General features: G+C 73.0%; 19 protein-coding genes and 1 riboswitch. Of the genes, 12 read left to right on the top strand and 7 right to left on the bottom strand.

From position 1 onward, the window contains the following. Positions 1-516: 516 nt before the first annotated feature. The gene (locus tag ACFVVX_RS16980) at positions 517-1,992 is read right to left on the bottom strand and encodes a glycine hydroxymethyltransferase (RefSeq protein ID WP_387946209.1); all 1,476 of its coding nucleotides are present in this window, start codon (positions 1,990-1,992) and stop codon (positions 517-519) included. A gap of 26 nt (positions 1,993-2,018) precedes the next feature. Next, positions 2,019-2,114, bottom strand: a riboswitch (ZMP/ZTP riboswitch). Positions 2,115-2,417: 303 nt separating this feature from the next. On the opposite strand from ACFVVX_RS16980, the gene ACFVVX_RS16975 reads away from it, so the two are divergent. From ACFVVX_RS16975 to ACFVVX_RS16960, 4 genes are all read left to right on the top strand, one after another. Then, positions 2,418-3,398, top strand: a complete 981-nt coding sequence (locus ACFVVX_RS16975) for an ABC transporter permease (protein ID WP_387946137.1) — start codon at positions 2,418-2,420, stop codon at positions 3,396-3,398. An 83-nt stretch (positions 3,399-3,481) separates the two neighbouring features. Next, on the top strand, positions 3,482-5,233 hold the full coding sequence (locus ACFVVX_RS16970) for an ABC transporter substrate-binding protein (RefSeq protein WP_387946135.1): 1,752 nt from the start codon (positions 3,482-3,484) through the stop codon (positions 5,231-5,233). Between the two features lie 129 nt (positions 5,234-5,362). Beyond that, positions 5,363-6,355 (top strand): ABC transporter permease, encoded by a 993-nt coding sequence (locus ACFVVX_RS16965; RefSeq protein WP_387946133.1) that lies wholly within the window; start codon positions 5,363-5,365, stop codon positions 6,353-6,355. Between the two features lie 29 nt (positions 6,356-6,384). Next, a complete protein-coding gene (locus tag ACFVVX_RS16960; RefSeq protein WP_387946131.1) occupies positions 6,385-8,073 on the top strand; it encodes a dipeptide ABC transporter ATP-binding protein in 1,689 nt (562 codons plus the stop codon). A 99-nt stretch (positions 8,074-8,172) separates the two neighbouring features. Here the strand turns inward: ACFVVX_RS16960 and ACFVVX_RS16955 are convergent, their stop codons facing one another. After that, positions 8,173-9,540, bottom strand: a complete 1,368-nt coding sequence (locus tag ACFVVX_RS16955) for an aspartate aminotransferase family protein (RefSeq protein WP_387946129.1) — start codon at positions 9,538-9,540, stop codon at positions 8,173-8,175. Positions 9,541-9,721: 181 nt separating this feature from the next. Between ACFVVX_RS16955 and ACFVVX_RS16950 the strand changes: the two genes are divergently transcribed. Further along, positions 9,722-10,474, top strand: a complete 753-nt coding sequence (locus ACFVVX_RS16950) for an SDR family oxidoreductase (protein WP_387946127.1) — start codon at positions 9,722-9,724, stop codon at positions 10,472-10,474. Between the two features lie 19 nt (positions 10,475-10,493). Here the strand turns inward: ACFVVX_RS16950 and ACFVVX_RS16945 are convergent, their stop codons facing one another. The 3 genes from ACFVVX_RS16945 to ACFVVX_RS16935 all read right to left on the bottom strand — a co-directional run bounded on the left by ACFVVX_RS16945 (position 10,494) and on the right by ACFVVX_RS16935 (position 13,379). After that, positions 10,494-11,141 (bottom strand): DUF6309 family protein, encoded by a 648-nt coding sequence (locus ACFVVX_RS16945; RefSeq protein WP_387946125.1) that lies wholly within the window; start codon positions 11,139-11,141, stop codon positions 10,494-10,496. 67 nt (positions 11,142-11,208) lie between these two features. Further along, complete coding sequence (locus ACFVVX_RS16940; protein WP_387946123.1) at positions 11,209-12,000, bottom strand: phytanoyl-CoA dioxygenase family protein; 792 nt, start codon at positions 11,998-12,000, stop codon at positions 11,209-11,211. Between the two features lie 410 nt (positions 12,001-12,410). Then, positions 12,411-13,379: an EamA family transporter gene (locus ACFVVX_RS16935; protein ID WP_387946121.1), complete on the bottom strand. Its 969-nt coding sequence runs from the start codon at positions 13,377-13,379 to the stop codon at positions 12,411-12,413. Positions 13,380-13,487: 108 nt separating this feature from the next. Between ACFVVX_RS16935 and ACFVVX_RS16930 the strand changes: the two genes are divergently transcribed. The 5 genes from ACFVVX_RS16930 (at position 13,488) to ACFVVX_RS16910 (ending at position 17,506) form a co-directional block, all read left to right on the top strand. Continuing rightward, positions 13,488-13,949, top strand: coding sequence for a gamma-glutamylcyclotransferase family protein (locus ACFVVX_RS16930; protein WP_387946119.1), 462 nt, complete (start codon positions 13,488-13,490; stop codon positions 13,947-13,949). 216 nt (positions 13,950-14,165) lie between these two features. After that, a complete protein-coding gene (cbiE, locus tag ACFVVX_RS16925; protein ID WP_387946117.1) occupies positions 14,166-15,404 on the top strand; it encodes a precorrin-6y C5,15-methyltransferase (decarboxylating) subunit CbiE in 1,239 nt (412 codons plus the stop codon). Beyond that, the gene (gene cobM, locus ACFVVX_RS16920) at positions 15,401-16,162 is read left to right on the top strand and encodes a precorrin-4 C(11)-methyltransferase (protein ID WP_387946115.1); all 762 of its coding nucleotides are present in this window, start codon (positions 15,401-15,403) and stop codon (positions 16,160-16,162) included. Before cbiE ends, cobM begins: the two co-directional genes overlap by 4 nt. Then, positions 16,162-16,962, top strand: a complete 801-nt coding sequence (locus ACFVVX_RS16915) for a cobalt-precorrin-6A reductase (protein ID WP_387946207.1) — start codon at positions 16,162-16,164, stop codon at positions 16,960-16,962. The genes cobM and ACFVVX_RS16915 overlap by 1 nt, the downstream gene beginning before the upstream one ends. Before the next feature lie 40 nt (positions 16,963-17,002). Next, complete coding sequence (locus ACFVVX_RS16910; protein ID WP_387946113.1) at positions 17,003-17,506, top strand: DinB family protein; 504 nt, start codon at positions 17,003-17,005, stop codon at positions 17,504-17,506. 141 nt (positions 17,507-17,647) lie between these two features. On the opposite strand, the gene ACFVVX_RS16905 is transcribed toward ACFVVX_RS16910, so the two are convergent. Beyond that, positions 17,648-19,177 (bottom strand): UDP-N-acetylglucosamine 1-carboxyvinyltransferase, encoded by a 1,530-nt coding sequence (locus ACFVVX_RS16905; protein ID WP_387946111.1) that lies wholly within the window; start codon positions 19,175-19,177, stop codon positions 17,648-17,650. Positions 19,178-19,341: 164 nt separating this feature from the next. After that, on the bottom strand, positions 19,342-20,460 hold the full coding sequence (locus ACFVVX_RS16900; protein ID WP_387946109.1) for a cobalt-precorrin-5B (C(1))-methyltransferase: 1,119 nt from the start codon (positions 20,458-20,460) through the stop codon (positions 19,342-19,344). A gap of 149 nt (positions 20,461-20,609) precedes the next feature. Between ACFVVX_RS16900 and ACFVVX_RS16895 the strand changes: the two genes are divergently transcribed. Next, entirely contained in the window at positions 20,610-20,873 is a 264-nt protein-coding gene (locus ACFVVX_RS16895; protein ID WP_387946107.1) for a type II toxin-antitoxin system Phd/YefM family antitoxin, read from the top strand. Beyond that, positions 20,870-21,130 carry a type II toxin-antitoxin system RelE/ParE family toxin gene (locus tag ACFVVX_RS16890; RefSeq protein WP_387946105.1) on the top strand — a complete coding sequence of 87 codons (261 nt, stop codon included), beginning with the start codon at positions 20,870-20,872 and terminating at the stop codon, positions 21,128-21,130. The genes ACFVVX_RS16895 and ACFVVX_RS16890 overlap by 4 nt, the downstream gene beginning before the upstream one ends. Positions 21,131-21,150: the final 20 nt, after the last annotated feature.

Below are 21,150 nucleotides of genomic sequence, written 5' to 3'. Positions count from 1 at the left end.
GACCTGCGGGAACGGTCTCGGACTCACTTCGGCGACTCTCTTCGGCGGCGGGGAAACCTCGTCTGCGTTCCGGGTGGCCTGCCGTTCTGATGGAGTCCACGCCACTTCAACCCAACGGCAACAGTAGTCCCACGCGCCCGAGTTCGCTGCAATCTACAGCTCTGCGATCGGCTGTGAGACGGTTTTCGGCGAGAGAGTTTCGTAGACCGTCATTTCACGACCGGACGGTGAACACGGCAACGCGAAGGCAGCTCTCCATCCTGCCGCCTCACGACCGGTTTGTCATCATCTGCCGGAATGATCTCCACCGCCCGCACCCTCCCACCGGACCGCCCGCGGGGGGCCGAAGCCGTCCGCGGGCCCGGGCGCCCGCACAGCACGCGGGCCCGTCAACTCGACCCGCAGCGCGGGGAGGTGGAAGCACGCCGGGGGTGCGGGCCGGTCGGCCCGCACCCCCGAGGTGCTCAGCTGCGCAGCCGTGCGGCTGCGCGGTTGTTCAGGCATCGGACTGCGCCGTCACACCAGGTCGACGCCCGGGTAGAGCGGGAAGGCCCCGAGCAGGTCGGCCGCCCGCTTGGCGACGCCGTCGCGCAGCGCCTCGTCCAGCACGTACTGGGCCTTGGACGGCGCACCGCCCGGGCCGGCCGCGGGGGTGGTGCCGCGCAGCACGGTGTCGATCAGGCCGGCGATCTCGTCCATCTCGGCGGTGCCCAGGCCCCGGGTGGTCAGCGCGGGCGTGCCGACCCGGACGCCGGAGGTGTACCAGGCGCCGTTCGGGTCCTGCGGGACGGAGTTGCGGTTGGTGACGATGCCCGAGTCCAGGAGGGCGGACTCGGCCTGACGACCCGTCAGGCCGTAGCCGGAGACGTCGGCGAGCACCAGGTGGTTGTCGGTGCCGCCGGTCACCAGGCGGCCGCCGCGGCGCAGCAGGCCCTCGGCGAGCGCCTGCGCGTTGTCGACGACCCGGCGGGCGTAGTCCTGGAACTCGGGGCGGCGGGCCTCGGCGAAGGCGACCGCCTTGGCGGCCATCACGTGCGAGAGCGGGCCGCCGAGGACGAGCGGGCAGCCCCGGTCGACGTGTTCGGCCAGCTCCGAGGTGCACAGGACCATGCCGCCGCGCGGGCCGCGCAGCGACTTGTGGGTGGTGGTGGTGACGATGTGGGCGTGGGCGACGGGGTCGTGGTCGCCGGTGAACACCTTGCCCGCGACCAGTCCGGCGAAGTGCGCCATGTCGACCATCAGGGTGGCGCCGACCTCGTCGGCGATCTCGCGCATGCGGCGGAAGTCGACCCGGCGCGGGTAGGCCGAGTAGCCGGCGACCAGGATCAGCGGGCGGAACTCCCGGGCGGTGGCGCGCAGCGCGTCGTAGTCGATCAGGCCGGTGGCCGGGTCGGTGCCGTAGCTGCGCTGGTCGAACATCTTGCCGGAGATGTTGGGTCGGAACCCGTGGGTGAGGTGGCCGCCGGTGTCCAGGGACATGCCGAGCATCCGCTGGTTGCCGAGCTCGCGGCGCAGTTCGGCCCAGTCCTGCTCGGTGAGGTCGTTGACGTTGCGGACCTCGGCGCGCTCGAGGGCGGGGCTCTCCACGCGCTGGGAGAGCACGGCCCAGAAGGCGGTGAGGTTGGCGTCGATGCCGGAGTGCGGCTGGACGTAGGCGTGGTCGGCGCCGAACAGGGCGCGGGCGTGCTCGGCCGCGATGGACTCGACGGTGTCGACGTTGCGGCAGCCGGCGTAGAAGCGGCGGCCGACGGTGCCCTCGGCGTACTTGTCGCTGAGCCAGTTGCCCATGGCGAGCAGGACGGCCGGGGAGGCGTAGTTCTCGCTGGCGATCAGCTTGAGCGAGGAGCGCTGGTCCGCTATCTCCTGGCCGATGGCGGCGGCGATGCGCGGTTCGACCTCGCGGACGACGTCGAGGGCGCTGCGGAAGGCGGTGTTGGCGGTGGCGCTCGCGGCGGTGTGCGGCGGCTGGGCGGCGTCGGTGGTACCGGGGATGGCCAAGGCTGTCTCCTCGTCGGGATACGGACGGCCCAGGCGCACGGCAACTGACGTGAGGATTCACGGAGCCGCTTCCCGATGGTTGATTCCATCCCTGCGCGCCAGTCGCGGCTCACCGGGATCGTACCAACGCCCGGCGCGCTGTGGCGGAGATCTCAACATGCGGGACAGGCCCGCCAGGGCGCACCTTTTGCGGCCAAATGTCCGTTCTATTGCGACGGCAGTATTGCGGCGGAATGACGCCGTCACAATCCCCGCAACACGGCCGGTGAGTTCGGGTCGGAATGATTTGCGGAACTCCCGGCGCATCCGATCTGATGGCGTTCGGCGGGCCGCCGGGAAACCCCCGGCATCCGCCCGGAAATGCACATCAGCGCACCCTCACCCACGGGGCGGCGGAGAATTCGGGGAGTACGCCTCTCATGGCAGTGGTCGAGACAGTCGCAGAGCCGGCCGCCCAAGCGCCGGCCGCCGCACCAGCCCCGCAGGGCCTGCTGCGCCGTATCCGCCGCAGCCGGACCGGTACCGCCGCCCTCGCCGTCGTCCTGCTCTTCCTGCTGCTCGCGCTGGCCGCCCCGCTGATCGCCGCCCTGTACGGGCGCAACCCGGTCGAGCACTACGGTCAGAACACTCCCGGCCTGCTCAGCGACGGTGGACTGCCGGTCCTGCCCAACGGCGGGATCTCCGGGGACTTCTGGTTCGGCCTGGAGCCCGGGCTCGGCCGCGACGTGTTCACCCAGCTGCTCTACGGCATGCGCACCTCGCTGCTGATCGCCTTCGCCGCGGCGACCGTCACCACCGCGCTCGGCGTGCTGGCCGGGGTCGCGGTGGGCTACCTCGGCGGGATCACGGACCGGCTCTTCGGATTCCTCTCCAATGTGCTGCTGGCCTTTCCGACACTTCTGCTGCTGCTCTCGCTCAGCCCGGTCATCCAGTCCCGACTGGTCGATCCGGACGCCGCGGAACCGGAGTGGATGCAGTTCCTGGTCCTGATCCTGGTGTTCTCCGCGTTCGGTTGGATTCCGCTCGCGCTTTCCCTGCGCGCCTCCGTGCGGTCACTCCGGGAAAGGGATTTCGTGCAGTCCGCCCGGGCCCAGGGCGCGAGCGGATTCCATATCGTCTTCCGCGAACTGCTGCCGAACGTCCGGGCGCAGCTGCTGGTGCACGCCACCATGGCGGTGCCGACGTTCGTCGCCACCGAGGCGGTGCTCTCGTTCCTCGGGGTCGGCATCAACGAGCCGGTCCCGGACTGGGGCCGGATGATCGCCCGCGGGTCCGAGGTCTTCCAGGCCGACCCGACGTACATGTTCTTCCCCGGTGTGGCGCTGCTGCTGTTCGTGCTCGCCTTCAACCTGCTCGGGGACGCGGTGCGCGACGCGCTCGATCCGCGCGCCGCCCGCTGACACCGCACCCCCTCCTCCTCCCCTTTCACCCAGCTCCCCCTTCACCTAGCCGCCCCGGATCCCGGGGCAAGGAGAGATTCGCCATGCGCTGGATCAAACCGTCCCTCGCCGTCATCGCCACCGCGCTGCTGGCGACCTCCTGCTCGGCCGGCGCGGGCTCCAGCACCGGCGGGAGCACCGCCGCCGCCAAGGACACCTCCCCGCTGACCGCCGCGCTCGGCTCCGAGAAGGAGAGCGCCGGCCCCGCCCCCGCGGTGCCGGGGGCCCGCGCGGGCGGCACGGTCAACGTCTACAACACCACCGAGTTCCGCCACCTCGACCCGCAGAAGGTGTACGCCGGCGCCGCGTACAACACCTCGCTGCTCTGGGGCCGCCAGCTGACCCAGTACCAGGTGGTGGACGGCAAGGCCAGGCTGGTCGGCGACCTCGCCACCGACACCGGGCAGTCCGCCGACGGCGGCCGCACCTGGACGTACCGGCTGAAGGAGGGCGTGGCCTGGGAGGACGGCCAGCCGATCACCTCCCAGCAGGTCCGGTACGGCATCGAGCGCAGCTTCGGCAAGGGCTACGAGGTCGGCCCGCCGTACTGGCCGCAGTGGCTCACCGGCGAGGCCAGCTACGAGGACGCCCGCAAGAAGTACGCCGGCCCGCAGGACGGCGACCTCGCCGCGATCGAGACCCCGGACGAGCGCACCATCGTCTTCCACTTCCCGCAGCCGCAGGCCGACGTGCCGTACATGGCCGCGCAGTCCTCCTCCTCGCCGGTGCGCAAGGACAAGGACACCGGGACGGACTACGACCGGCTGCCGTTCTCCAGCGGTCCCTACCGGATCGCCGAGCACGTCCAGAACACCCGGATGGTGCTGGAGCGCAACCCGCACTGGAAGCCGGAGACCGACCCGATCCGCAACCAGTACCCGGAGAAGTTCGTCTTCAGCTTCGGCAAGGAGGCGCTCAACATCAACCAGGAGATCCTCTCCGGCCGCGACGGCGGCGCCGATGCCACCACCGTCTCCACCGTGCTCTCCCCCGAGCTGTACCAGACCGTCGACACCGACCCGAAGGCCAAGGAGCTGGTGGTCTCCGGCCGGCAGGGCGCCTTCGTCACCCAGCTCATGATCAACAACGAGCGGGTGCCGGACGTCGAGGTCCGCAGGGCCCTGCACCTCGCCTACCCGCGCCAGCAGGCCCGGCAGGTCCAGGGCGGCAGCCGGGTCGGCGAGCTGGCCACCACGCTGAGCTCGCCCGCGCTGGTCGACTGGCAGAAGTACGACCTGTACCCGGCCAAGCCGGAGGGCGACCCGGAGGCCGCCAAGCAGGCGCTGGCCAAGGCCAAGCAGGCGCCGGCCTCCCTCACCTACGCGTACGCCAACACCCCCAACGGGCAGCGGGTCGCCCAGGTGCTGGTGGAGGGCTTCGCCAAGGCGGGCATCACCATCGTGCCCAAGCCGGTCGACCCCAAGGCCCTGCTGGACGAGGCGCACCGCCCCGACTCCCCGTACGACCTGTTCGAGGAGACCAGCTCGGTGGACTGGCCGACGCCCTCCACGCTGATCCCGTTCTCCTTCGACGGCCGCGCCAACAGCGACCTCAACTCCGCCCGGTACCACAACGCCGAGGTGGACAAGGAGATCGACCGGATCAACCAGATCGGCGAGCCCCGGCAGAAGGCCAAGGAGCTGTACGCGCTGGAGCAGACCGTGATGAAGGACCTGCCGGTGCTGCCGTTCGCCTACCCGAACATCAACCAGCTGCACGGCAGCAACCTCGGCGGGGCGTTCGTCCACCCGATCTACGGGACGGTCAGCCTGGCCTGGGTGTACCTGAAGTCCTGATCGCCCGAAGTACTCCGGTGGCCCCGGCCGTTGACGCGGCCGGGGCCACCACCCCACGCCTTCGCACCGCTCTCCCTCCCCGCCCCTCCCCTTCCCGCCCCTTCCCGCCCCGACGACCCCGGACCGGCCATGCTCTCCTTCGCCCTGCGGCGGACCCTCCAGGCCCTCGCCGTCCTGGTCGCGGTCTCCGCCGCCGCCTTCGCCCTCTTCTACGCCGCCCCCGCCGACCCGGCCCGTGCCGCCTGCGGCCCGCGCTGCGACTCCGGCCAGGTCGCGGCGGTCCGCCAGAGCATGGGCCTGGACCAGCCGTTGCTCGCCCAGTACACCGACTACCTGACCGGGGTGGTCGCCGGCCGGGACATCAGCGACGTCGACGGCTCGGTCATCCACTGCGACGCGCCCTGCCTCGGCTACTCCTACCGGCTGCACCAGCCGGTCACCGAGGCGCTGGTCGACCACCTGCCGGTCACCTTCTCGCTCACCGCGGGCGCGCTGGCCGTGCTGATCGTGCTCGGCCTCGGGACCGGTTTCGTCTCCGCGCTGCGCCACGGCACCCGCACCGACCGGCTGCTGTCCGGCTTCACCCTGGTCGGCGCGAGCGTGCAGATCTACTTCCTCGGGTACGTCGCCCAGTGGGCGCTGGTGTACTCGACCGGCCTGCTGCCGCTGCCCTCCTACACCCCGCCGGCCGACGACCCGGCCGCCTGGGCGGGCGGGATGCTGCTGCCCTGGCTGGTCCTCGGCTTCGTCAACTCGGCCGTGTTCGCCCGGCTCTCCCGCTCCCAGCTGCTGGAGACGATGAACGAGGAGTACGTCCGCACCGCGCGCGGCAAGGGCCTCGGCCGGCTGCGCGCCCACCTCAAGTACACCTCGCGGGGCGCCGCCGGACCGCTGGTGCAGCTGCTCGGCCTGGAGGCCGGTGCGCTGCTGGGCGGCGCGGTGATCACCGAGACGGTGTTCGGGCTGAACGGCGTCGGCACCTTCGCGGCCGAGGCGGTCGCGGGCCAGGACCTGCCGGCCGTGGTCGGCGCCGTCCTGCTGGCCGCCTGCTTCGTGGTGCTGTTCGTCGCGCTGGCCGACCTGGCGGTCGCCTGGCTCGACCCGCGCATCCGCCTCAGCTGACCTCGCCTCCCCGCTTCGGAGCCCCTGCCATGACTGCCGTCCCCAGCGCCCCCGGTGCCACTCCCTCCGGCGCTCCCGTCCTCAGCGTCCGCGACCTGTCCGTCACCTTCGCCGACCCGCGCGGCGGCGCCCCCGTCGCCGCCGTCCGCGAGCTCTCCTTCGACCTCGCCCGGGGCGAGGTCCTCGGCCTGGTCGGCGAGTCCGGCTCCGGCAAGTCCGCGACCGGGCTGGCCGTGCTCGGCCTGCATGACCCGCGCACCACCACCGTCACCGGCTCGATCCGGCTCGGCGACCAGGAACTCGTCGGCGCGCCGGAGTCCGTGCTGCGCGGCGTGCGCGGCGGCCGGGTGGCCCTGGTCTTCCAGGACGCGCTCACCTCGCTCAGCCCGTTCCACGGCGTCGGCGCCCAACTGGCCGAGATGTACCGGCTGCACCACCCCGGCACGGGCCGGGCCGAGGCCCGGCGGCGGGCGGCCGCGATGCTCGACCGGGTCGGCATCCCGACCGCCCGGGTCCGCGACTACCCGCACCAGTTCTCCGGCGGCATGCGCCAGCGGGTGATGATCGCGATGGCGCTGATGAACGACCCGGACGTGCTGATCGCCGACGAGCCCACCACCGCGCTGGACGCCCGGGTGCAGCGCCAGGTCCTCGACCTGCTCGGGGAGTTGCAGCGCGAGCACGGTACGGCGGTGCTGCTGGTCAGCCACGACCTGGGCGTGGTCGCGGGCACCACCGACCGCACCCTGGTGCTGCGCGACGGCGGGCAGGTCGAGTCGGCGCCGACGGCCGAGCTGCTGGCGGCACCGCAACAGCCCTACACCCGGGCCCTGGTGGGCGCCGCACTGACCCTGGAGACGGTACCGGGCACCCCACTGCCGACAGTTGACGATCCGTCACCCTCGTTCTCCTTCGCCGTACGCCCGACGGCCCCGCCGGAGCGCTGGCTGGTCGAGGCGGCCGAGCTCTCGGTGCACTTCCCCGGCCGGCGCGGCCTCGGCGGGCGGCGCGGCACGCCCGTCCGGGCGGTGGAGGACGTCAGCCTGCGGATCGCGCCCGGCGAGACGGTCGGCCTGGTCGGGGAGTCCGGCTCCGGCAAGTCCACCACCTCCCGGGTACTGGCCGGACTGCAGACCCCGACCGCCGGGCGGCTGCGGTACGACGGCGTGGACGCCACCCGCCCCGACCGGGCGCTGCGCAGGCGCCTCAGCCGGGAGATCCAGCTGGTCTTCCAGGACCCGTACGCCTCGCTCAACCCGCGCCGCACCGTCGCCCAGACCCTGGACACCCCGCTGCGGCTGCACACCGCCCTGACCGCGCCCGAGCGGCGGGAGCGCTCCGCCGAACTGCTGGAGCAGGTCGGCCTGACCGCCGCCCACCTGGACCGCTACCCGCACGAGTTCTCCGGTGGGCAGCGCCAGCGGATCGGCATCGCGCGGGCCCTCGCGCCCGAGCCGCGTCTGATCATCGCCGACGAGCCGGTCTCCGCGCTGGACGTCTCGGTGCAGGCCCAGGTGCTCAACCTGCTGATGGAGCTGCGCGACCGGCTGGGCGTCGCCTTCCTGTTCGTCTCCCACGACCTCGCGGTGGTCCGGCACTTCTGCGACCGGGTGGCCGTGATGCACCACGGCCGCCTGGTCGAGAGCACCGACCGCGACCGGCTGTTCGCCGCCCCGCACACCGACTACACCAGGGAGCTGCTCGCCGCCGCGCACTGAGGGCGCGCGGAACGGCCCCTCCCGGGCCGGGGCCGGGCTCAGGAGGGACCGGGCTCGGGAAGGGCCTCCGCAGGAGGGCCGGCGAAGCCGGCCGCCCGCTCAGCGGATCGTCGCGAAGGCCTCGTCGATCGCCGCGCAGGCCGCCTCCACGTCGTCCGAGGTCACCGCGGCCGAGACGAACCAGCAGGCCAGCCCGTAGGCGTTCACGTGGATGCCGCGCTCCAACAGGGCGTGCCGGAAGGCTTCGTAGCGTCGCTGGTCCAGGGTGAGGGTGTCGCGGTACTGCCGGGTCGGCGCGCCGTCGGCCGAGAACACCACCTGGAACATCGCGCCGACGCCCTGGACCGCGCACGGGACCCCGTGGTCGCGGGACGCCCGGCGGACGGCGGTCATGAGGCGCCGGCCGGCCTCGTCGATCCACCCGGTGACCGCCGGGTCCGCGAGCCGGGTGAGCGTCACCAGGGCGGCGGCGGAGCAGAGCGGGGACCCGTTGTAGGTGCCGCCGTGCTTGACCCGGTTGGCCGCCACCTCGCCCATGATGTCGGCGCGACCGGCGAAGGCGGCGATCGGCAGGCCGCCGCCGAGGGCCTTGGAGTAGACCGCCAGGTCGGGGACGACGCCGAACAGCGACTGCGCGCCGCCCGGGCCGGTCCGGAAGCCGGTGCAGACCTCGTCGAAGATCAGCACCACCCCCCGCCTGGTGCACTCCTCGCGCAGCAGCTCCAGGAAGCCCGGATCCGGCATGGTGCAGGCGTTGTTGGCCACGATCGGCTCGCAGATCACCGCCGCGAGATCGCCCCGGTACGCGTCCAGCACGGTGCGGAGGGCGTCCGGGTCGTTCCACGGGCAGACCACCACGTCGTCCACCACCCCCACCGGGATGCCCGGGGAGTGCGGCACCGCCGCCGGCGCCTCGTACGGGCCCACCTCGGCGGCGGTGGGCCGGTTGGAGATCGCCAGCGTGTCCACCCAACCGTGGTAGTGCCCTTCGAACTTGACGATCCTGGACCGCCCGGTGAAGCCGCGGGCCGCCCGGACCGCGCCCTGGATCGCCTCCGAGCCGGAGTTGGCATAGCGCACCAGATCGGCACACGGCACCGTCTTCTGGATCTGCTCGGCCAGTTCGACCTCCGGCAGGTTGCAGGTGCCGAACATCGTGCCGGTCAGCAGGACCTCGCCCAGGGCCCGGGTGATCCCCGGGTCGGCATGGCCGACCACCGCGCTGCCGTAGGAGATCAGGAAGTCCACGTACTCGTTGCCGTCCACGTCCCAGATGTGCGCCCCGGCGCCGCGCTCGATGTACAGCGGGTACGGGTGCGGACCCGTGGAGGTGATCCGGGACGACGAACTGACACCGCCCGCAAGGGACTTCTTGGCCCGTTCGAACAGGGCCCGGCTGGTTTCGGTCCGCGGGCCCACCGGCACCCCGGAGTCGGGTCCGGCGCCGAAGGTCTGCTGAGTGGTCATTCGCTCGTCCTGTCCCAGTAGGTCGGATCCCCTGGCGCGGATCCCGTGTCCGGACCGCCTGATCGCGCGGCCGGCCGGCGGCTCTCCGCCGCCTGACCGGATCTGCGCTCTTGACGGCGGTCACCGTCATCCAAAAACTGATCTCTCGTCATGTTCACTTAATATTCGAGGAGTTGCACCGATGGCGGTGAAGGTCTCCGTGGTGACCGGGGCGGGCAGCAACGTCGGCCGGGCCTGCGCCCTGGCGCTGGCGGCGGACGGCTGGACGGTCGTCCTGGTCGGCCGCCGCAAGGAGGCCCTGGAGGAGACCGCCCGGCTGGGCGGGCGCCCACTCGCCGAGCGGCTGGTGCCGGTCCCGGCCGACATCACCGACCCGGTCGCCGTGGCCGACCTGTTCGCCCAGGTCGCCCTGCGGTTCGGCCGGCTCGACCTGCTGCTCAACAACGCGGCCGACACCATGCCCTACCTGCCCACCGAGGACGTCGGCATCGAGGACTGGAACCGGGTGCTCGGGTCCATCGCCACCGGCGGCTTCCTCTGCGCCCAGGCCGCCTACCGGATGATGAAGGAGCAGTCGCCGCGCGGTGGGCGGATCATCAACAACGGCGCGCCCTCCGCCCACGTCCCCCGCCCCGACTCGATCGCGTTCACCGCCGCCAAGCACGCGGTGGCCGGTCTGACCAAGTCGCTCTCCCTGGACGGCCGCCGGTACGACATCGCCTGCGGTCAGATCGACATCGGCAACGTGACGCCACCGGACCGGGAGCAGCCCGCCGCCCGGCAGGCCGACGGCAGCCTCCGGGTCGAGCCGACCATGGACGTCCGCCATGTGGCGGAGATGGTGGTGGCGATGGCCGCGCTCCCGCTCGGGGTGAACATCCCGTCGGTCACGGTGATGCCGAGTGCCATGCCGTACAACGCCGGCCGGGGTTAGGGCGGTGAGCCCGGCAGCCCTAACCGGTCCGCCGGGCGTCCCGTCCGGTCCCGGCGCCGGCCGCAGTCTCAGTCACGGCCGTACTCTCAGTCACGGTCGCAGTCGCGGTCCCGGTCGCAGGCGCGGTCGCGGTCGCGGTCGCGGTCGCACCGGGAAGGCCCGCGACGTACGCCTCGATCTCGACGCCCGGGCCGAGCCTGCCGTACAGCTCCCAGGCGATCATGCGGTGCAGCCCGTCGAGGTGGGTCAGCCCGTCGGAGCGCAGCAGCCCCTGGTAGTCGGTGCTGCCGATGGCCGGGACGCTCAGGAAGACCGGGGTGAAGGGCGCATCGGCCTGACGGCGCAGCTTGCGGCCGCAGGAGGGGTTCAGCCCGCCGTAGCCGTCGCCGATGCCCCGCAGCCGCTCCACCGCTTCGGCGACGGTCATCCCGGTGGCGGGGACGAGCTCCAGCTCGCCCCCCTCGCCGAGGTGCCACGGCAGCACGGTGTCCAGCACGTCCGCGCGGTCGAGCAGGACCTTCCCCCAGCCGCCGAACAGCCCCTCGGCGGCGAGCAGGTGCGCGTCGCCGTCGCTGTTGGAGTTGTCCTCGTGCTCCCGGTCCACCGGGTGGTCGCGCCGGTAGCGGCGGAGCACGGTCTCGAAATCGGTCCTGGCGAGAATTCTCATCGGGGGCGGTTCCTTCGCTGTCGGGGCGCGGCGGGTTCGGATCGCGGGTACGGCCTGTCGGGTCCTTTCAGTTCGGCCGGACGTATTCGGCGAAGTGCCGTTCGGCGAAGAGTTCGGGCCACCGGCCGCCGTCCAGTCCGAGCGCCCGGCCGCGGGCGAGCAGGTGCCGCCAGTACGGCTTCACCGGCGGCCAGCTGACGCCGCACTGACAGTACGAGCTGTCCACCATGTACCGCTCGCGGCGCTGACCTGCGGGTGAGGGGCGGCGGGCGTGGAAGAGCGCCGAGTGGAGGAGGACGGTGGAGCCGGCCGGCAGCTCCTCGATCAGTACCTCGCCGGGGATTTCGGCCGTGCCGAGATGGGCTTTGGCGCGTTTCCCGGCGAGTTCCCGGTGCGAACCGGGAAGTACCGCGAGACCGCCCACCGTACGGTCGAGGCCGCCGAGATAGTGCAGGGCGTGGACCATGATTTTCGAGCGGTCGGCCAGCTGGCCCTGTTCGTAGTCGTGGTGCCATTCCTTGCCGGCCGCGCCCGGGGCCTGGCGATTGCTGTGCATGTGGTGGAAGACGAAATCGGGACCGATCAGCCGGGAGATCATCGAGAGCAGTGGCGGGAATGCGACCAGTTCACCGTGGGCGGCCAGCTCTATCTCCAGGACGCCGGGGGCACCCGAGAACTCCGGATCGAGGCAGGCCGCGATCGAGTGGTCCCGAAGACCGGTGTCCACCCATCGGTCGACCTCCGGCTCCAGTCTTCCGATCAGTTCCGCCGGAAGAAAAGCGGGGAGTACCAGAAAGCCGAGCCTGAAGAACTCCGCGACCTGGTCGGAGTCGAGCTCAAGGGTGCCTTGACTGTCCATTCTCCGGACTCCCGTGGGATTTTCGGCGCCTTCGACCTCCCTGGTCAACGGCTGTGGCGGCCGACCCGGAAGGCCCTGGGAACGTTGCGCGGCGACCGTTGCGCCCGCGCGTTACCTGGTGCGTCATCTGCATTCCACCGAACAGATACTAGGAATATCCCGGGATCGCCGGACTCATGCGGCACATCGGGACAATGACCGGATATCTCCACAATGGCCGGGATCGGTCGGGATCGGTCGGGATCGGTGGGGATCAAACCGGATCGGACCGGACGCCTATCCACGCAAATGTTCGTTGACGAATGGATTCCACTCGAACGGGCCCATAAACGGAACCTGGTTGGCGCAATTGACGAGAGCCCCGGCGCGCAAAAGGCGCCGGGGCGGACAGGAAGGCAGGGGCCGAGCCCTCAGCGGCGCGAGGGCGCCTTGGCGGGCCGCCGGCTGACGCTCACCACCAGGCAGACCCCGGCGACCACGATCGCCCCGCCCGCCAGCGTGGGGCCGGTCAGCGGCTCGGCCAGGACCAGCCACCCGAGCAGCACCGCGACCACCGGGTTGACGTACGCGTAGGTCGCGACCAGGGTCAGCGGCGCGGACCGCAGCAGCCAGGCGTACGCGGTGTACGCGACCAGCGAGCCGGCCACCACCAGGTAGCCGAGCGCCAGCCAGGACCGGCCGGACACCTCGGCCAGGTCCAGTCCGTGCTCCTCGCCGCGCGCCAGGCCGACCAGCACATTGCCCAGCCCGCCCGCGAGCATCTGGTAGGCACTGGCGGCGAGCACGCTGCCCGGCATCGGGATCCGCTTGGCGGCGAACGACCCGGCCGCCCAGGTGAGCGTGGCGCAGATCACCGCGACCACCCCGACCGGGGCGATGTCCCCGCCGATCGCGGGCGCGGAGAGCACCACCAGCCCGGCCAGCCCGAGCAGCACGCCGGCCAGCTCGACGGGCTTCGGGCGGTCGCCGGCGGCGGCCGTCAGCAGCACCATCCACAGCGGCACCGCGGCCACCAGCAGCGCGGCCAGCCCGGACGGGATGGAGTTCTCGCCGAGCACCACCAGCCCGTTTCCGCCGGTCAGCAGCAGCCCGCCGACCAGCGCCGAGGACCCCAACTGCGGCAGGCTCACCCGCAGTTCCGCCGGCCCCCGGCGGGCGGCGACGAAGCCGGCCAGCACCAGTCCGGCGCAGAGGAACCGCGCCCCGGCGGACAGGAACGAGGGCATCGTCTCCAGTGCGATCCGGATCGCCAGATAGGTCGACCCCCACACCACGTACACCAGCGCCAGCGCCAGCCACACCGCCCCACCCAGCCGGGCGGACGCCGGAACGGCATCACTGGGAGCCACCCCGGGGCGGGGCGAGGCAGGCGCTGTCATGGGTGTCCCCCTTGAACGGTACTGGCATTTCACAGGCCATGACAGCGCATCAGCGGCCTCCGCGCCAGCGGGTATCACCAGGCGGTATGTCGGACGTACCGTGGGCGGATGCCTGCCGAGCCGCCCGGGACCCTGCCGTTCTTCGTCTACGGGACGCTGCGCACCGGCGGGCGCAACCACGCCGCGCACCTGGCCGGACGCTGTACGGCGGTCCGTCCCGCGGTGCTGGAGGGGGCGGCGCTGCACGAGGGTCCGGGCTTCCCGTACGCGGTGCCGGACCCCGGCCGCCGGATCACGGGCGAGCTGATCACCGTGCGCCCCGTCGCCTACGCGCCCGCGCTGGCCGCGCTCGACCTGCTGGAGGAGTGCCGGTCGGACGGCACCGGTCTGTACGTCCGGCGGCGGATGACCGTCCACCTCGGCGCACCGCCGGAGCTGGGTCCGGGCGGCGGGGGCCCGGCCGGCGGAGACCCGGTGGAGGCCTGGGTCTACCTGGCCGGCCCGGCCGCCGCCGCCCGGCTGCGCGCACACCCGGCGCTCATCCCCTCCGGGGACTGGACCCGGCGCTGAGCCACGGACGCCCACGGCAAGCCCCCTGGCCAGGGGGCTTCCGGATACCGCCAGGTAGGCTGCCCCGGCCACGCCTTCGCCGGACGGGAAACCCACCGGCACACCGGCTGGCACACCGGCCGAGGCCCGGCCGAACACCGCCTGACACCGCCTGACACCGCCTGATCACCGACCGACCGACCGCCGACCAGACACCGAACGAACGAGGAGCCCCCGGTGCCCGAGCTGCCACCGCCGATCACCGTCGTCGGGATCGGCGCCGACGGCTGGCCCGGCCTCGCCGGCACCGCCCGGGCGGCACTGCAGGCGGCCGAGGTGGTGATCGGCGGCCCGCGCCAGCTGGCCCTGCTCCCCGCCGACGAGGTCGCCGCCGAGCGGGTGCCCTGGCCGTCCCCGCTGCGCCCGGCCGTCCCCGGGCTGCTCGCCGGGCACGCCGACCGCCGGGTGGCGGTGCTGGCCAGCGGCGACCCGATGTTCTACGGCATCGGCCGCACCCTCGCCGAGACCGTCGGCCCCGACCGGCTGCGGGTCCTGCCGCACCCCTCCTCCGTCTCCTACGCCTGCGCCCGGCTCGGCTGGCCGCTGGAGGCCGCCGAGGTGGTCAGCCTGGTCGGACGACCGCTGGACACCCTGGCGCTCGCCCTGCACCCCGGCCGCCGGCTGCTCGTCCTCGGCGCCGACGCGCAGTCCCCCGCCGCCGTCGCGGCGCTGCTCACGGCGCGCGGCTACGGCACCGCCCGGCTGCACGTCCTGGAACAGCTCGGCGGCCCCGCCGAGCGGCGGCTGGACGGCCCCGCGGACGGCTGGCCGCACCCGGCGGGCGACCCGCTGAGCGTCATCGCCGTCGAGCTCGGCGAGGGCCCGCGGACCTCCCTCGTCCCCGGCCTGCCCGACACCGCCTACGAGAGCGACGGCCAGCTGACCAAGCGGCACGTCCGCGCCGCCACCCTCGCCACCCTCGCCCCCGCCCCCGGTGAGCTGCTCTGGGACGTCGGCGGCGGCTCCGGCTCGATCGCCGTCGAGTGGCTGCGCGCCCACCGCGACTGCCGGGCTGTCACCGTCGAGCGGGACGCCGTCCGCGCCGGGCGGATCACCCGCAACGCGGCCGCGCTCGGCGTGCCCCGGCTGCAGGTGGTCACCGGTGCCGCACCGGCCGCGCTGGCCGGCCTGCCCACCCCCGACGCGGTGTTCATCGGCGGCGGGCTCACCGCCCCCGGCCTGCTGGACGCCTGTTGGGCGGCGCTGCCGCCGGGCGGCCGACTGGTCGCCAACACCGTGACCCTGGAGTCCGAGGCCCTGCTCACCGCGTGGTACCGGCGGCACGGCGGCGAGCTGCTGCGGCTCGCCGTCGCCCACGCCGTCCCGGTCGGCGGCTTCACCGGCTGGCGCCAGGCGATGCCGGTCACCCAGTGGTCCGCCGTCAAACCTTCGACCGATCCAGGAGCGAGCTCGTGACCGTCCACTTCATCGGAGCCGGCCCGGGCGCCGCCGACCTGATCACCCTGCGCGGCCAGCGGATCCTCGCCCGCGCCGAGGTCTGCCTGTACGCGGGCAGCCTGGTGCCGCGCGAGCTGCTGGCCGAGTGCCCGCCCGGCGCCCGGCTGGTCGACACCGCGCAGCTCAATCTGGACCAGATCGTCGCCGAGCTGGTCGCCGCCCACGAGGCCGGGCAGGACGTGGCCCGGTTGCACTCCGGCGACCCCTCCGTGTTCAGCGCCGTCGCCGAGCAGATGCGCCGCCTCGACGCGGCCGGCGTCCCCTACGAGGTGGTCCCCGGCGTGCCCGCCTTCGCCGCCGCCGCGGCCGCGCTCAAGCGCGAACTGACCGTGCCCACCGTCGGCCAGACCGTCATCCTGACCCGGATCGCCAAGCGGGCCACCCCGATGCCCGAGGGCGAGGACCTGGCCACCCTCGGCCGCAGCGGCGCCCTGCTGGTGCTGCACCTGGCCGCCGGGTACGTGGACGACGTGGTCAAGCAGCTGCTGCCGCACTACGGCGCCGACTGCCCGGCCGCCGTGGTCGCGATGGCCAGCCGGCCGGACGAGCTGGTGCTGCGCGGCACCGTCGGCGACATCGCCGGGCAGGTCAAGGCGGCGGGCGTGGTCCGCACCGCGGTGATCCTGGTGGGCCGGACGCTGGCCGCCGAGCAGTTCCGCGACAGTCACCTCTACTCGGCCGACCGCGAGCGCCCGCACGAGCCCTGCGGGGCGTGATGGCGCACCACCTGCTGATCCTCGGCGGCACGACGGAGGCGCGGGCGCTGGCCGCCGCGCTGGCTTCCGGGCCGGATGTCGCGCCGGCCGCCGCGCGGGCTGCCGCGCCGGCCGCAGCACGGCTGCGGGTCACCAGCTCGCTCGCAGGGCGCGTCGCCGAGCCGCGGCTGCCCGCCGGCGAGGTCCGGATCGGCGGTTTCGGCGGTCCGGACGGGCTCGCCGCCTGGCTGCGCGCCGAGGCGGTGGACGCGGTGGTGGACGCCACCCACCCCTTCGCCGCCGCCATGTCGCACAACGCCGCCCTGGCCGCCGCGGCGACCGGCGTCCCGCTGCTGGCGCTGCGCCGACCCGGCTGGACGGCGGTGGACGGCGACCGCTGGCACCGGGTGGACTCGCTCGACGCGGCGGCCGCGCTGCTGCCCGCCCTCGGCCGGCGGGTGTTCCTGACCAGCGGCCGCCAGGGCATCAGGGCCTTCGCCCACCTCGACGGCCTGCACTTCCTGGCCCGCTCGGTGGACGCACCCGAACCGCCGATGCCCGCCTCGACCGAAGTCCTGCTGGACCGGGGGCCGTTCACCCTGGACGGCGAGCGGGCCGTGTTGCGCGCGCACCGGATCGACGTGGTGGTGACCAAGGACAGCGGCGGCGCCGCCACCGCCCCCAAACTGGCCGCCGCCCGCGAACTCGGCCTGCCGGTGGTGGTCGTGGAGCGCCCGCCCGTCCCGTCCGGCATCCCGGTCGCCGAGGACGTGCCGGCCGCGCTGGACTGGCTCACCGCACGCGGTCTCGCCCTCCGGTAAACCGGACGACGGCCCGTCGCGGCGGTGGCATCATGGCGCGATGAAAGACGATCAGCGCACCCGCACCCAGCAGACCGCCGACGAACGCGCCACCCTGGTCAGCTTCCTGGACTTCCAGCGCGACACGCTCGCCATGAAGTGCACCGGACTGACCACCGAACAGCTCCGCGAGCGGGTCCTCCACCCGTCCGCGCTCTCCCTGCTCGGCATCGTCCGCCACCTCGCCGAGGTCGAGCGCGGCTGGTTCCGCAACGTCTTCGACGGCCAGGACCAGCCCGGTTTCTGGAAGCACCCGGACGGCTCCTTCGCCGAGTTCGACGTCGACACCGCCGACCCCGACGAGGCCTTCACCGTCTGGCGCGGCGAGTGCGACCACGCCCGGGAACTCGTCGCCGCCGCCGAGTCGTTGGACGTCCTCGGGCACCACAAGGGGGAGGCCTTCTCGCTCCGCTGGATCCTCACCCACATGATCGAGGAGTACGCCCGCCACAACGGCCACGCCGACCTGCTCCGCGAGCACCTCGACGGCGTGACCGGCGAGTAGCCGGGCCCGGAAGCAGCGACGGAGAACCGATGCAGACCGCCGGATGGATCCGGCACCCCGGTGGACTACCTGACGGCCGGGCCGGGCGTGGCCGCGCTGCCGGCCGGCCTCGACGGTTGAGGCCGGCCGGCGGGGCGGCTGTCAGATGTCGCGGAAGGTCTCGATCTGGGCGCCGATCGAGTTGAGGCGCTCGGCGAGGTCCTCGTAACCGCGGTTGATGACATACACGTTGCGCAGCACCGAGGTGCCCTTGGCGGCGAGCATCGCGAGCAGGATCACCACGGCCGGGCGCAGCGCGGGCGGGCAGACCATCTCGGCGGCGCGCCAGCGGGTGGGGCCCTGGACGAGCACCCGGTGCGGGTCGAGCAGCTTGATGTCCGCGCCGAGCCGGGTGAGTTCGGTCAGGTAGATGGCGCGGTTGTCGTACACCCAGTCATGGATCATCGTGGTACCGTGCGCGGCCGCGGCGATCGCGGCGAAGAACGGCACGTTGTCGATGTTGATGCCGGGGAAGGGCATCGGGTGGATGGTGTCGACCGGGGCGGTCAGCTTGGAGGGCCGCACGGTGAGGTCGACCAGCCGGGTGTAGCCGTTGTGGGCGCGGTACTCGGGGGTGCGGTCGTAGTCGAGGCCCATCCCCTCCAGTACCGCGAGTTCGATCTCCAGGAACTCGATCGGCACCCGGCGGATCGTCAGCTCGGAGGAGGTGACGACGGCGGCGGCGAGCAGGCTCATCGCCTCCACCGGGTCCTCGGCGGGGGTGTAGTCGACGTCGCAGGTGATCCGGGGTACGCCGTGCACGGTGAGGGTGGTGGTGCCGATGCCCTCGATCCGCACGCCCAGCCGCTCCAGGAAGAAGCAGAGGTCCTGGACCATGTAGTTCGGGGAGGCGTTGCGGATCACGCTGACGCCGTCGTGCCGGGCGGCGGCGAGCAGGGCGTTCTCGGTCACGGTGTCGCCGCGCTCGGTCAGCACGATCGGCCGGTCCATCGGCGCGCCGGGCTGGACGGAGGCGTGGTAGGCGCCGGCGGTGGTGGCGACCTCCAGGCCGAAGCGGCGCAGCGCGGTCAGGTGCGGCTGGACGGTGCGGGTGCCGAGGTCGCAGCCGCCGGCGTACGGGATGGCGAAGCGCTCGGCGCGGTGCATGAGCGGGCCGAGGAACATCAGCACGCTGCGGGTGCGGCGGGCGGCCTCGACGTCCATGGCGGCGAGGTCGAGCTCGGCGGGCGGGGTGAGTTCGAGGTCGCGGCCGTCGTTGGTCCAGCGGCTCTTCACGCCGATGCTGGTGAGCACCTCGAGGATCCGGTAGACCTCCTCGATCCGGGCGACCTGGCGGATCGTGGTGCGGCCGGTGGTGAGCAGCGAGGCGCAGAGGATGGCGACGCAGGCGTTCTTGCTGCTGCGCACGTCGATGGCGCCGGAGAGTCGGGTGCCGCCGGCAACCCGCAGGTGCATCGGTCCGGCGTAGCCGAGGGAGACGATCTCGCTGTCGAGGGCCTCGCCGATCCTTGCGATCATCTCAAGGCTGACATTCTGCTTGCCCTGCTCGATCCGGTTGACCGCGCTCTGGCTGGTGCCGAGGGCCTCGCCGAGCTGGGCCTGGGACCAGCCGCGGTGCTGACGCGCGGTGCGGATGAGGGTGCCGATTCGGGTGAGGTAGTCGCCTGTCACCCGGCAGACCATATCTCATGCTTGAGATAGCGCCAGAACCGGGGGCTGGCAATGCAGGGCATTTGTCCGTTTCTGCACTCGATTGACGAGCCATCGGCACATCACCGCCACACTCCCGTCACGGTCCGGGTGTCGAACAGGACCCGCCCGGTCGGCGCCACGCCCTACGGCCCCAGCGGCTCGGCCCGGCCGACGATCGTGCCCGCCCGGTCGATGCAGATGACGTCCACCGTGACCGGCGAACCGACCAGCACCCCGAGGGCGGTGGCGCGGGCGGCCTCAGCGACGAGGTCGCCGAGCGGGACTCCGGCGGCGCGGCAGAGCTGGATCGCCTCCAGCGCGGTGTTGGCCGCCGCGACCGCCGCGACGAGGTCCGGCCCGGCGCCCCCGGTGCGGGCCAGCGCAGCCAGGTGGCCCGGGTCGACCTGGGAGCGGGCCGAGTGCAGGTCCAGGTGTCCGGCGGCCAGTTTGGAGAGCTTGGCGAAGCCGCCCGCGACGGTCAGGCGCGGTACCGGATGGCGCTTCAGGTACTTGAGCACCGCCCCGGCGAAGTCGCCCATGTCGAGCAGCGCGTCCTCGGGCAGGCCGTGCACGGCGACGGCCGTCCGCTCGGAGGTCGAGCCGGTGCAGCCGGCGACGTGGGTGCGCCCGGCGGCGCGGGCCACGTCGATGCCGCGCCGGATGGAGTCGATCCAGGCGGAGCAGGAGTAGGGGACGACGATCCCGGTCGTGCCGAGGATGGACAGCCCGCCGAGGATGCCCAGGCGCGGGTTCCAGGTGGAGCGGGCGATCTCCTCCCCGTGGTCCACGGAGACCTCCACCACCACGTCCCCGCCGTCCCCGAACTCGGCCGCCACCTCGGCGACGGCGTCCCGGATCATCTGCCGGGGCACCGGGTTGACGGCCGGCTCGCCGACGGCCAGCGGCAGCCCGGCCTTGGTGACGGTGCCGACGCCGGGCCCGGCCCGGAAGACCACCCCGGCCCCGGGCTCCCCGGCCCGCACGGTGGCGCGGATCAGCGCGCCGTGCGTGACGTCCGGGTCGTCCCCGGCGTCCTTGACCACCCCGGCCATCGCCCGGCCGTCCGCCAGCTCCTCCGCCGCCAGGGCGAATCCGGGCCGCTGCCCCTTCGGCAGGGTGATCACCACCGGATCGGGGAAGGCGCCCGTCAGCAGCGCCTGGTACGCCGCCTTGGTCGCGGCCGTCGCACACGCCCCGGTCGTCCAGCCGTGCCGCAGCCCGCTGCTCCTCAGCTGCCCGGCCCGCCCACCGACCTCGCCCATCACCGCACCGCTTCCCGTCGCACCGACACCTGACACCTCACACCCGACCCCTCTGCCCCGCGCCCATGCTCCCCCGCGACCCCGCCCGCGGCGGAGCCGGGGCACCCTCGCCGCTTGTGTACACATGGTCCACTTCGTACACTCGACTCATGAGTGAGCAGCCTGTGGAGTCCGTGTCGATCAGAGAGGCCCGCGAGCGCTTCGCCGACGTGGTCGACCGCGCCGAGCGGGACGAGCCGACGGTCATCACCCGGCGTGGCCGCGAGGTCGCCGCCGTCGTACCGATAGAGCTGCTGCGCGAGTACCGCCAGTGGGAGGAGCGCGAGCTGGTGCGCCTCATCGAGGAGCGCCGCGACGAGCCCACGTACTCCCTGGACGAGGTCATGCGCGAGACGCTGGCCAGGCCCGAGTGAAGTACAGCACCCGCTTCACCGAGTCCGCGCGCGGCGAACTCCGCAAGCTGCCCAGGGCCACGGCCGTCCTCGTCCTGCGCAAACTGGCCGAGCTCGAACAGGACCCCTACGGTTTCCACACCACGGCGCTGGTCGGCTCCCCCGAGCACCGGCGGCTGCGGGTCGGCGACCACCGGGTGGTCTACACCGTCGACGGCGGACGGCTCGTGGTGCTGGTGATTCGCGTCGGGCACCGGTCCGAGGTCTACCGCGGGTGACCGGCCGCCCGTCCCCTGCC

It is taken from the genome of Kitasatospora sp. NPDC058170 (genome assembly GCF_042883905.1).
Taxonomy (GTDB): Bacteria; Actinomycetota; Actinomycetes; order Streptomycetales; family Streptomycetaceae; genus Kitasatospora.
This window is presented reverse-complemented; position numbering and strand designations above follow the sequence as displayed.

What these genes read in the sequence shown, in the direction of transcription:
- ACFVVX_RS16900 (WP_387946109.1), bottom strand. Translation starts at nt 20,460, where the DNA reads ATGGGCGAGGTCGGTGGGCGGGCCGGGCAGCTGAGGAGCAGCGGGCTG.
- ACFVVX_RS16950 (WP_387946127.1), top strand. Translation starts at nt 9,722, where the DNA reads ATGGCGGTGAAGGTCTCCGTGGTGACCGGGGCGGGCAGCAACGTCGGC.
- ACFVVX_RS16915 (WP_387946207.1), top strand. Translation starts at nt 16,162, where the DNA reads ATGGCGCACCACCTGCTGATCCTCGGCGGCACGACGGAGGCGCGGGCG.
- ACFVVX_RS16970 (WP_387946135.1), top strand. Translation starts at nt 3,482, where the DNA reads ATGCGCTGGATCAAACCGTCCCTCGCCGTCATCGCCACCGCGCTGCTG.
- ACFVVX_RS16955 (WP_387946129.1), bottom strand. Translation starts at nt 9,540, where the DNA reads ATGACCACTCAGCAGACCTTCGGCGCCGGACCCGACTCCGGGGTGCCG.
- ACFVVX_RS16975 (WP_387946137.1), top strand. Translation starts at nt 2,418, where the DNA reads ATGGCAGTGGTCGAGACAGTCGCAGAGCCGGCCGCCCAAGCGCCGGCC.
- ACFVVX_RS16895 (WP_387946107.1), top strand. Translation starts at nt 20,610, where the DNA reads ATGAGTGAGCAGCCTGTGGAGTCCGTGTCGATCAGAGAGGCCCGCGAG.
- ACFVVX_RS16930 (WP_387946119.1), top strand. Translation starts at nt 13,488, where the DNA reads ATGCCTGCCGAGCCGCCCGGGACCCTGCCGTTCTTCGTCTACGGGACG.
- ACFVVX_RS16910 (WP_387946113.1), top strand. Translation starts at nt 17,003, where the DNA reads ATGAAAGACGATCAGCGCACCCGCACCCAGCAGACCGCCGACGAACGC.
- ACFVVX_RS16940 (WP_387946123.1), bottom strand. Translation starts at nt 12,000, where the DNA reads ATGGACAGTCAAGGCACCCTTGAGCTCGACTCCGACCAGGTCGCGGAG.
- ACFVVX_RS16960 (WP_387946131.1), top strand. Translation starts at nt 6,385, where the DNA reads ATGACTGCCGTCCCCAGCGCCCCCGGTGCCACTCCCTCCGGCGCTCCC.
- ACFVVX_RS16935 (WP_387946121.1), bottom strand. Translation starts at nt 13,379, where the DNA reads ATGACAGCGCCTGCCTCGCCCCGCCCCGGGGTGGCTCCCAGTGATGCC.
- ACFVVX_RS16965 (WP_387946133.1), top strand. Translation starts at nt 5,363, where the DNA reads ATGCTCTCCTTCGCCCTGCGGCGGACCCTCCAGGCCCTCGCCGTCCTG.
- ACFVVX_RS16945 (WP_387946125.1), bottom strand. Translation starts at nt 11,141, where the DNA reads ATGAGAATTCTCGCCAGGACCGATTTCGAGACCGTGCTCCGCCGCTAC.